The organism is Hallella absiana (genome assembly GCF_025457485.1).
Classification (GTDB): domain Bacteria; phylum Bacteroidota; class Bacteroidia; order Bacteroidales; family Bacteroidaceae; genus Prevotella; species Prevotella absiana.
In genome coordinates this window covers 124101-135107 of the sequence record NZ_JAMXSP010000010.1, presented here as the reverse complement: position 1 = coordinate 135107, position 11007 = coordinate 124101, and the positions used below count along the sequence as shown (strand labels likewise).

Here is an 11007-nt window from a genome sequence, read left to right as displayed (position 1 = left end):
AGTCATATCTTTACAGTTATATATCTTAATTACACTATAAAGGTACTGATTTTCAGCAAGATAAACAAAGAAATAAAGTTAATATATATTTACTTATTGGTAATATATTATAATGCGTAAAAAACTATAAATTAGCCCCTTAAAGTGGCTATGAAGTTATACACAAACTTGACACCCTATTCTCAAATTCTTGAGATAAAATACTCACATAAATCTTTCGCTGAACAGTTATGCCCGGCGTCTTTTTGTGCCCGCTTGCCACAAGGAATTCTGGATTTAGACTTGTGGCGAACATACTTTTGTCAATAAAGAAGATAAAGACAGTTCCGATTAGTCCATGTGAAACAGCTCCTCGATGGGGATGGTGACGGGCGAGTTGTCGGGGTTGACCTCCATGATGTCGGCCATCATGTCCCACCATTTCTGTGTGATGGGGTCTACATCGGAGGTATCCTGGCTGTTGGTGTCCTTGCTGCACTCTTGGTAAGCGAAGAGGGTGTTGGTCTCCTTGTCCCAAAAGATGCTGTAGTTGCTCACGCCGGCCTCCTTGATCATCTGTTTCAGTTCCGGCCAGATGGCGGCATGGCGCTTGGCATACTCTTTCTCACAACCTGGTTTCAGGTACATCTTAAAAGCGAATCTTTTCATAACAGTTTTGTTTTTGTTATCTTGCAACCGCCGGGTTGACAATGTCATCGGCTGAGTTGATGTGCATACTGCTTTCCAAGTGCATTCCTCATTTGTCAATGATGAAGTCTGCCTTTTCGTTGTTTTGTTGGCTTACTGCAAAAATAGCAATTCTATGATAATTGGCCACTGGGTAATCGTCCGCTTTTTCGGTAATCGCGTACAAAAGAATCTTTGTGGTCTTGTCTGACCAAGAAAAATGAAGTGTAAACTAAGTTAGGAATAACAAACGAAACTGTCAACCAAAATCAGTACACAACAGTACACAAGACTGATTTTTCTTTTTTAATTTTCAAGCTTGGAAAAGATCATTTCCTACGTAGGAAAAGAGCTTTCTCTGCGTAGGAAATGATCTTTTTCTATAGGATTACAACATTGAAACCACCATGAAGGGGACATCATAACGCCATGAAGGGGACATCATACCAACGTGCCTGTACCATGAAAGCAGCATTGTCTCACCACGAAACAACACGAATGCTTCTGCCCCTTATTCCTTTTTTCCTAACCTTATTTGGCTTTTCCCCCGTGGTTCTTTACTGTAGTTCTTTCCTGTTTGGCATAATCTTTGTAACTTTGTAAGCGATAACACATATACACAAACAAACCCTGAGATTTAGAAGTTTATGGATAGAATACACGATTTGAGTTTCGGTGGTGAGCGTCCGTTGTTCGGTGCCCACGACACTGTGCTGGAGAATATAACCATCACCGACGGTGAGTCGGGCATCAAGTGCTGTCACGATCTGGAGTGTCACGACAGCAAGTTCTATGGCAAGTATCCTTGGTGGCACGTAGACCGCAGTCTCATCACGAGCTGCTATTTCGCTCCCGAGAGCCGCTCGGCTATTTGGTACAGCAACGACATGACGATGAAGGACTGCGTCATCGACGGCCCGAAGTTCTTCCGCGAGATGCACAACCTGGAACTGGAGAACGTCACCATCAACGATGCCGATGAGACATTCTGGCGCGTGGACGGACTGAAAGTCAAGAACGTCACCCTGCATCAGGGCACCTATCCTTTCATGTTCTGCAAGAATGTATATGTCGACGGGCTGACCTCCGACGCTAAGTATGTCTTCCAGTATTGCGAGAACGTGGAGGTGCACAACGCCAAGATCACCACGAAGGACAGCTTCTGGGAGTGCAACAACGTCACTGTCTACGACTCGGAGCTCGACGGCGAGTACCTGGCTTGGCACAGCAAGAACATCAAACTGGTGCGCTGCCATATCAGCGGCGAGCAGCCGCTGTGCTACATGGATCATGTCACCCTGGTGGACTGCACCTTCGACAAGGCCTGCGACCGTGCCTTTGAGGACTGCTCCAATATCGATGCCGACATCAAGGGCGCGATCACCAATGTGAAGAATCCTATCTCAGGGCGCATCGTTGCTGACGAGATCGGAAGCGTGACCTACAATGAGTTTGCGAAAGGACACGAGTGTGAAATCAGAAAGAGAGGAGACAAGTAAAGCAGCATGAAATACGATTTCGACAAAGTGGTGCCGCGCCGTGGTACCAACAGCTATAAGTGGGACTTGGTGAAGCAGGACGATGTCATTCCGTTGTGGGTGGCTGACATGGACTTTGCCGTGGCACCGCCGATACAAGAGGCGCTGCGCAAACGCATGGAGCATCCCGTGTTTGGCTATACGCTCGTGCCGAATAGCTATTACGAGGCAGTCATCAACTGGTTCGACCGTCGCCACAACTGGCATATCGAGAAAGACTGGATCCTCTACACCTCCGGTGTGGTGCCCGCTGTGAGTTGCGCCATCAAGGCGTTTACGTTGCCCGGCGAGAAAGTGCTGTTGCAGACGCCGGCCTACAACTGCTTCTTCTCTTCCATCCGCAACCAGGGCTGCGAGGTGCTTGAGAATGAGCTTGTGCGGGAAGGCGACACCTATCGTATCGACTTCGAAGACTTTGAGCGTAAGTGCGCCGACGAGAAGACGACGGTGTTTCTGCTCTGCAATCCTCATAACCCTTGTGGCCGCGTATGGACCAAAGAGGAACTGCAACGCATGGCGGACATCTGCCGCAAGCATCATGTCAAGGTCATCAGCGACGAGATCCATTGCGAGATCATCATGCCGGGCTATCACTTCACACCCTTCGCCCTCGTTGACGAAGACAACAGCGTGACGCTCAACTCACCTTCGAAGAACTTCAACATCGCGGGCTTGCAGATCGCCAATGTCATCTGCAAGAACGACGAGTGGCGCCGACGCATCGACCGCGTCATTAATATATATGAGGTGTGCGACGTCAATCCCTTTGGTGTCATTGCCCTTCAGGCTGCCTACAACGAGTGCGGCGACTGGATCGACGAGATGAACCAGTATGTGTGGGACAACTATCAGTATCTGAAGCGCTTCGTACTGGATGAACTGCCGCAGATACAGGTCATCCGCATGGAAGGCACTTATCTGGCCTGGCTCGACATCATGTGCTATGAGCTTTCGTCTGATGAGGCTACTCAGCAGTTGTTGCACGATGGCCGTGTCTTTGTCAGCAGCGGCACGCTCTACGGCAAGAAAGCCGGTGAGGGCTATCTGCGGCTCAACTTGGCTTGTCCGCGCGAGACACTCAAGCAGGGACTCGTGCGACTGGGCCGTGTGCTGGGTCAGTATGCCAACGATGACCATGAGTATGGATGTCCAATGTAAAAAGTAAACAGATACAGATATGAACGAAGTATTGCAAGCCATTAAGGAGAGAAGGAGCATCCGCCGGTTCAAGACTGAACAGGTTAAGGATGAGGAGTTGAGCACGGTGTTGGAGGCTGGTACCTGGGCACCGACAGGTCATGGCAGTCAGGATCCTTGGATCGTGGCCGTGCAGAATCCAGAGCAGCGTGCCGCGCTGTCAAAGGCCAATGCTGAGATCATGGGCACGACGAGTGATCCCTTCTATGGCGCGCCCACGCAGGTCTATGTCTTTGCTTCCAAGGACAATGAGAACAATGTCAAGGATGGCAGTCTGGTGTTGGGCACGATGATGCTCGCCGCCCATTCCATTGGCTTGGGCTCATGCTGGATCAACCGTGTGGACAAGATGTCAGCGCGCGACGACGTAAAGGCCTTGATGAAGGAGTGGGGGCTGCCCGACGGACTGGTTGGCGTCGGCTCTCTGGCTCTCGGTTATCCCGCTGCTGCTCCGCGTCCCGGCAAGCCACGCAAGGAAGGATATAGCAGAGTCATCAAGTAAAAAGTCCCAGCCAAAAAATATTGTCATCAAAGAAGCAAAAGGCAGAAATTAGCTTCTTGACATATAGAAACAAAAAAGCCCACTCGGTCGAGTGGGCTTTTTTTGTGTAGTCCGAAGACTACCGTACTCTTAGCGGTTTAGAATCCTTTTTCCACGGATTCCAGTATCTTGTCTGTTGCTCCGCACAAGTTGGAGACATAGTTAGTCGAGCTGTTGCCGGCGCGGGCGATGTCCTCGGGATGCTCGGTAAACACCTGCATGATGCGGTTGAAGTCTCCGTCGTTGTGGATCTCCAGTCCGCCACCGCATTGCAGCAGGCCTTGGGCCTCGGCGAAATGCTTGTTGTTGGGACCGAAGATGACGGGCACTCCCCATACGCCGGCTTCCAACGTGTTGTGAATGCCGACACCGAAGCCGCCACCCACATAAGCGACAGAGCCGTAGTGGTAGATGCTGCTGAGCAGACCGAAACAATCGATGATGAGCACGTTGGCGTCAGCTACGTTCTCCGTTGTCGCCTCGGTGTAGCGCACGACCTTGCCTTCGATCTTGGAGATGATCTGCTTGAGATGGTCCTCGCCGATGACGTGCGGGGCGATGATCATCTTCCACTCTTTGTGCTGATTGAAGTATGGGATGAAGATGTCCTCGTCGGGTGGCCATGACGAACCGGCGACGAAGACCATCGGCAACTGTCTGGGCTCGCCGCCCTCTTTCTGCCACTCCAGCGAAGGCACACCGTGGACAAACGACTCCACAATCGGCAGTTGCTTGGCAGCTTCCTTGATCTCCACCACGCGGTCGAAGCGTGTGTCGCCCACCACCTCCACGTCGGTGATGCCGATGTCGGCAAGCAGACGCTGACTCTCCTCGTTCTGTACGAAGAAGCGGGTGAAGCACTTTAGCACGTTGGCATAGCTGCGGCCATACCAGCGGAAGAAGATCTGGTCAGGACGGAAGATGCTCGACACACTGTAGGTCGGCACGCCACGATGACGGAGTATGTGGAGATAGTTGTACCAGAACTCATACTTGATAAAGAACGCCATCACCGGTCGCACCGTGCGCAGGAAGCGCCGTGCGTTGCGGATCGTGTCGAGCGGGAGATAGCAGATGATGTCAGCTCCCTGATAGTTTTTGCGCACCTCGTAGCCCGAAGGCGAGAAGAAGGTGAGCAGGATCTTGTACTCGGGATGCTCCTTGCGGATGCGCTCCATCAGCGGGCGTCCCTGTTCGAACTCTCCAAGAGAGGCGGCATGAACCCAAATGTATTTGGCATTGGGATCTACCTGCTTGCGGAGAATGTCGAGGGCTTGGTTCTCCCCTCGCCACATCTTCCTCACCTTTTTGCTGAAGAGACTGGCGATGACCACTCCAAGGAGGTAGACATAAATTGCAAACTGATACATAAACGGTGGTTTGATGCGTTCGCCTGGGACGCTAACTTATTTCTTGAAGTCGGGTGAAAGCGTGGCAATGGCTTTGCGCAACCGCTTGATGGTCTCCTCCTTGCCGAGGAATGCCGAGATGTCGAACATGCCCGGGCCTTTGCCGATACCGACGAGTGCGAGGCGGAAGGCGTTCATCACGTCGCCCATCTTGTAGCCCTTGTCCGCAATCCACTTCTCCACGACAGGCTCCTGGCCTTCGATAGAGAAGTCGTCGATGCCTTCCAGCACGTCGATGAGCTCGCTCATCTGCTGGGTAGAGAATTCTTTCCAGCGCTTGCGCACCGTCTTCTCGTCGTATTCCGTCGGAGCGATGAAGAAGAACGAGCACAGTGGCCACAGCTCCTTGACGAAGCTCACGCGGTCCTTCATCATGTGCACAACGAACTTTACGCGGTCGAAGCTCTCGTCCACGCCGTTGTTGGCAACGATAGGCGCGAAGAGACGAGCAATCTCGTCGTCGCTCTTGCGCAGGATATATTCATGGTTGAACCAGATACCTTTCTGATAGTCGAACTTGGCGCCGCTCTTCGAGCATTTCGTGATGTCGAAAGCCTTGACGAGCTCGTCGAGTGAGAAGATCTCCTGGTCGGTGCCAGGATTCCATCCCAACAGAGCCAGGAAGTTGACCACAGCCTCGGGGAAGTAGCCGCTTTCGCGATAGCCCGAGCTGACTTCTCCTGTCTTGGGATCGTGCCACTCCAATGGGAAAACGGGGAAACCGAGACGGTCGCCGTCGCGCTTGCTGAGCTTGCCTTTGCCTTCCGGCTTCAGCAACAGCGGCAGATGGGCGAAGCGGGGCATGGAATCCTCCCAGCCAAAAGCCTTGTAGAGCAGCACATGGAGCGGTGCACTCGGCAACCATTCCTCGCCGCGGATGACGTGGGTGATCTCCATCAGATGGTCATCGACGATGTTGGCCAGGTGATAGGTAGGTAGCTCGTCGGCACTCTTGTAGAGCACCTTGTCGTCGAGGATGTCGCTCTTGACGCACACGTCGCCGCGGATCATGTCGTTGACATGGATCTCCTGGCCCGGCTCCACCTTGAAGCGTACGGTGTACTGTACGCCGTCGTCAATGAGCTTCCGCCATTGCTCCTCGGGCATGGTCAGCGAGTTGCGCATCTGCATGCGTGTGGTAGCGTCGTATTGGAAGTTCTTCACCTCGGCGCGCTTGGCCTCCAGCTCCTCGGGTGTGTCGAAGGCATAGTAAGCCTTGCCGGCCTCCAGCAGTTGGTCGACGTATTTCTTGTAGATCTCGCGGCGCTCGCTCTGACGGTAAGGACCGTGGCTTCCACCGAAGCTCACGCCTTCGTCAAACTTGATTCCGAGCCATCTGAACGCTTTCAGAATGTATTCCTCAGCACCGGGAACAAAACGGTGTGAGTCGGTGTCCTCGATACGGAACACCAGTTCACCGCCATGCTGGCGGGCAAAAAGATAGTTATAAAGAGCGGTGCGCACGCCGCCAATGTGTAAAGGTCCGGTTGGACTGGGCGCAAAACGCACCCTTACTTTTCTTTCAGACATGCCTATGAAATATTATTTTTTGCAAAAGTAATACTTTTTTTCGGCTTTAACGTATTTTTTTAGTATTTTCGCAGTGTGAATAGGAATATTACGTTTGCACATCAGATTATTACGAGCTTATGAGCATCATAGAACAGTTTCACCGCAATGAAGAGCATCGTTGGCGCAACGTCGGCCTGAGGTTGTTGCTGGTATTGGCAACCACCGTGCTGATTGTGTGGTTCATGCCCCGCAATGATGCCCAACAGTTTCAGTACGAGATTGGAGAGCCATGGCATTATGGCACGATCATCGCGAAATACGATTTCCCGATCTACAAGACTGATGAGGCCTTGCAGCAGGAGCGCGACTCCCTGCTGAGCATGTTCCAGCCTTATTACGACTACGACGACCAGGTAGAGAGTCAGTCCATCGGCAAGTTCCGTTCCGACTTTGCCAAGGGTATGCCGGATCTGCCCGCCAACTTCGAACGTATCATCGTTGACCGCCTTCACCGTCTTTATCAGGCGGGCATCATGAGCACGCCCGACTACAACGCCCTGCATGGCGACACGACGCGGCTCATCCGTGTCATCTTCGGCAAGAATGCCGAGAGCGTACAGACCGGGTGCATCTATTCGACAAAGTCGGCCTACGAGCAGTTGCTCAGCGATGAGGAACTGAGCAAGGAACGCCCGGCTTTGCAGCGGTTGAACCTCAACAACTATATTGAGCCTAACCTCATCTACGACCGTGCCCACTCACAGACAGCGCGCAACGATCTGCTGAGCAGCATATCGCCGGCCAGCGGCATGATGATGGCAGGGCAGAAAGTCATCGGCGTGGGAGATATGGTCAATGAGTACAACTATCGGGTACTCAATTCGTTCCAGCGTGAGCTACAGCGTCGGAATGCCTCGAAGAGCCAGCTCACGCAGCACTTGGCTGGGGGTACGATCTATGTGTTCACCCTCGTGTTGCTCTTCACGATCTATTTGGCCATGTTCCGCAAGGACTATTTCGAGAAGCCCCGCAGCATAGCCATGCTCTATCTGCTGATCACCATCTTCCCCATATTTGTGTCGTTGATGATGGTACACAGCTATTTCAGTTTCAGTGTCTATGTGCTGCCGTTTGCCTTTGTGCCTATTTTTGCGCGTGTGTTTATGGACTCCCGCACGGCGTTCATTACCCATGTGACGATGGTGCTCATCTGTGCTGCCGTGCTGAGGATGCAATACGAGTTCATCGTCATCCAGACGGTGGCAGGCCTGGTGGCCATCTATTCACTGCGCGAGATGACCTCGCGTGCCCAGGTGTTCAAGACCGCCGTGATGGTCTTTGTTGCTACCTGCCTCATCCACTTTGCCTTGCAGCTGATGCAGAGCGGTGCAGTCTTTGAGCCCGACACACGCATGTATTACCATTTCTTCATCAATGGCGTACTGCTCTTGTTGGCATACCCGCTGATGTATCTCGTGGAAAAGCTCTTCGGCTTCACCTCTACTATCACGCTCATCGAGCTCAGCAACACCAACCGCGGACTGCTGCGTATGCTCAGCGAGGTGGCCCCCGGCACCTTCCAGCATTCCATCATCGTCGGTAATCTCGCTTCCGAGATTGCCAATAAGATCGGAGCCAACAGCACGCTCGTGCGTACCGGTGCCCTCTATCACGATATTGGAAAGATGGCCAATCCCGCTTTCTTCACCGAGAACCAGCAGGGAGGAATTAACCCTCACGACAACCTCACGGAGAAAGAGAGCGCCAAGATCATCATCGGGCATGTCACCAATGGCGTGAAGCTTGCCGAGGAAGCCAACCTGCCGGTGTTTATCCGTGACTTTATCCTGACTCACCACGGCCGTGGCCTGACGAAGTATTTCTATATCAAGTACCAAAACGAGCATCCCGACGAAATTGTCGACAAGGAGGCTTTTACCTATCCCGGACCGAATCCCTATACCCGCGAGCAGGCTATTTTGATGATGGCAGATGCATGCGAGGCTGCCTCGCACTCGCTCAAGGAGTATACGGAAGAGAACATCTGCGAACTCGTCAACAAGATGGTGGACGGACAGGTGGCTGCCGGCTTCTTCAAGGAGTGCCGCATCACGTTCTACGACATCGCCATAGCCAAGCAGGTGCTCATCGATCGCCTGAAGGCTATCTACCACACACGTATTCAATATCCCAAACTCAAGGACGAGAAGTAAGCACCGGACGTTTTCTGTACTAAATTTAAGAAAGAGTAGCATGCCGTAGACGTATCCCGACGATCATTGTTGACCGCCGTAAGGGTTTTCTGTTGCCGTCTGCATGTTCCTTATATGCCGTCTGCATGTTCCTTATATAATATGGTAGTGTTGTCGTAAGACAATGTGTATTGTTAAAGAAACTCAACATAAGTCGAAATATCAACAACATTTGTAGAACTATCGAACAATGTTGCTACCTTTGCAGTCGCAATTCAAAACAACTTTTAGGATAATGAAGTCTAAAATGATTCTTGCGGCTGCTTTTGCCGCAATCTCCCAGTTGGCTTTCGCCGGTGGCATTCTGACCAACACCAATCAAAACATTGCTTATAACCGAATGATGAGCCGTGAGGCCGCCATAGGCATTGATGGTGCGTATTACAACCCAGCCGGTGTGGCTTTCCTTTCACCGGGACATCATTTCTCGTTCAATTGGCAGACGGCTATTCAAAGCCGTACCATAGAGAACGATTATCCGTTGTTTGGCAACAACACTGCTGACAACAGCACACACCGCAAGTTTCGGGGCAAGGCCTTTGCGCCGGTTCTTCCTTCCGTACAATATGCTTACAACTGGCACGACTTCTCTTTCCAGTTCAATGGAGGATTGATCGGTGGTGGCGGCAAGTGCACCTTCGACGATGGTCTGGGCTCGTTTGAGAAGATTGTCGGCGAGACGGCTTTAGGAGCTGTCGGTCTGGCCGGTGCCGTGGATCAGGCTTTGGGTCAGCAGATGTTCACATCTCCTCAGATGTTTGGCTCTGACGGCAAGTACAGCTTCAACAGCTACATGCGTGGCAATTCCTATTACTATGGTTTCTCTGTGGGTGCCGCTTACCGCCTGCGTCCCAATCTGAGTGTCTTTGCCGGTGTGCGTGCCGTCTACGCTACAGGCAGCTATTATGGCTATGTACGCAATATTCAGGTGGGCAACATGCCGCTCTATAAGGTTCTTGACCCGACGAAGACCAATTCCGGTGACATCGAGCTGAACTGTGACCAGAAAGGACTCGGCTTCACTCCGATCATCAGCATCGACTATCGTCTCGGCCGCTGGAACTTTGCGGCCAAGTATGAGTTCAAGACGCGTATGCGACTAAAGAACGAGAGCGTCAACCAGGCACCGTCAATCGGTAACCTTCAGGACAATCTTGGTACGGCAGTGGCACAGGGTGTTGCCGCGCAGGCTATGAAGCAGGGCATGACTCAGACCGAGGCCATGGCCCACGGTCTGGAGTATGCTAAGAACAAGCTCAGCGATCCGCGTGTCGTTGGCGCCATGGGCATGATCAAACAGCAGTTTGACAGCAAGATGGCGGAGGCTACCGGTGAGTATGCTGATGGCGTGAAGGTGCCGGCAGATATTCCAGCCCTGCTCTCTGTGGGTGTGAGCTACAATCCTGTGGATCCTTTGCGTGTGAATGTTGGCTTCCACTATTTCTACGACAAACAGGCCTCTGCCTACAACCATCGTGAGGAGAAACTGAAGCGTGGTACCATGGAGTGGACGGCCGGTGCCGAGTTCGACGCCAGCAAGCGCATCACTGTGTCGGCCGGTTGGCAGAACACCAACTACGGACTGAGCGAGGCATATATGAACGACAAGAGTTTCGTGGTCAGCTCCAACAGTGTGGCTTGCGGTGCCCGTTTCCATCTCACTAAGCGCATGGACTTGAACGTGGCTTATTTCCACTCGTTCTATCAGCATAAGAAGACCACAGAAGATGTGGCGCTGACATCTACACAGACGGTCACCTACAAGAGCGACTACACCCGCGACAACAACGTGTTCGGCGTTGGTGTGGATTTCAACTTCTAAAAAAGAATGATAGTCTTTGTAAAAGAGGAAATACAGATTTTCTTTACGAAGATGCGATATCCTTTTCGGT

8 protein-coding genes are annotated in these 11007 nt (G+C 52.1%); 5 read left to right on the top strand and 3 right to left on the bottom strand.

Features of this window, described 5'->3' with window-relative positions; translation table 11 throughout:
• Nucleotides 1-330 precede the first annotated feature (330 nt).
• Entirely contained in the window at nucleotides 331-648 is a 318-nt protein-coding gene (gene rhaM / locus NG346_RS07145) for an L-rhamnose mutarotase (protein ID WP_262279855.1), read from the bottom strand.
• Nucleotides 649-1313: 665 nt separating this feature from the next.
• On the opposite strand from rhaM, the gene NG346_RS07140 reads away from it, so the two are divergent.
• Genes NG346_RS07140 through NG346_RS07130 form a run of 3 tightly spaced genes read left to right on the top strand, consistent with a single transcriptional unit; the run spans nucleotide 1314 to nucleotide 3903 of the window.
• Nucleotides 1314-2165 carry a DUF3737 family protein gene (locus NG346_RS07140; RefSeq protein WP_262279854.1) on the top strand — a complete coding sequence of 284 codons (852 nt, stop codon included), beginning with the start codon at nucleotides 1314-1316 and terminating at the stop codon, nucleotides 2163-2165.
• Between the two features lie 6 nt (nucleotides 2166-2171).
• The gene (locus tag NG346_RS07135; RefSeq protein ID WP_262288516.1) at nucleotides 2172-3362 is read left to right on the top strand and encodes a MalY/PatB family protein; all 1191 of its coding nucleotides are present in this window, start codon (nucleotides 2172-2174) and stop codon (nucleotides 3360-3362) included.
• A gap of 19 nt (nucleotides 3363-3381) precedes the next feature.
• Nucleotides 3382-3903, top strand: coding sequence for a nitroreductase family protein (locus tag NG346_RS07130; RefSeq protein WP_262288515.1), 522 nt, complete (start codon nucleotides 3382-3384; stop codon nucleotides 3901-3903).
• 137 nt (nucleotides 3904-4040) lie between these two features.
• Here the strand turns inward: NG346_RS07130 and NG346_RS07125 are convergent, their stop codons facing one another.
• Both NG346_RS07125 and gltX read right to left on the bottom strand, forming a co-directional pair.
• Nucleotides 4041-5312 (bottom strand): 3-deoxy-D-manno-octulosonic acid transferase, encoded by a 1272-nt coding sequence (locus NG346_RS07125; RefSeq protein ID WP_262279851.1) that lies wholly within the window; start codon nucleotides 5310-5312, stop codon nucleotides 4041-4043.
• 36 nt (nucleotides 5313-5348) lie between these two features.
• Nucleotides 5349-6881: a glutamate--tRNA ligase gene (gene gltX / locus NG346_RS07120; protein WP_262288514.1), complete on the bottom strand. Its 1533-nt coding sequence runs from the start codon at nucleotides 6879-6881 to the stop codon at nucleotides 5349-5351.
• Nucleotides 6882-7000: 119 nt separating this feature from the next.
• Here gltX and NG346_RS07115 point away from each other — a divergent pair, with 119 nt between their 5' ends.
• Nucleotides 7001-9076 carry an HD family phosphohydrolase gene (locus NG346_RS07115; RefSeq protein WP_262279849.1) on the top strand — a complete coding sequence of 692 codons (2076 nt, stop codon included), beginning with the start codon at nucleotides 7001-7003 and terminating at the stop codon, nucleotides 9074-9076.
• A gap of 274 nt (nucleotides 9077-9350) precedes the next feature.
• Nucleotides 9351-10937 (top strand): OmpP1/FadL family transporter, encoded by a 1587-nt coding sequence (locus NG346_RS07110; RefSeq protein WP_262288513.1) that lies wholly within the window; start codon nucleotides 9351-9353, stop codon nucleotides 10935-10937.
• Nucleotides 10938-11007: the final 70 nt, after the last annotated feature.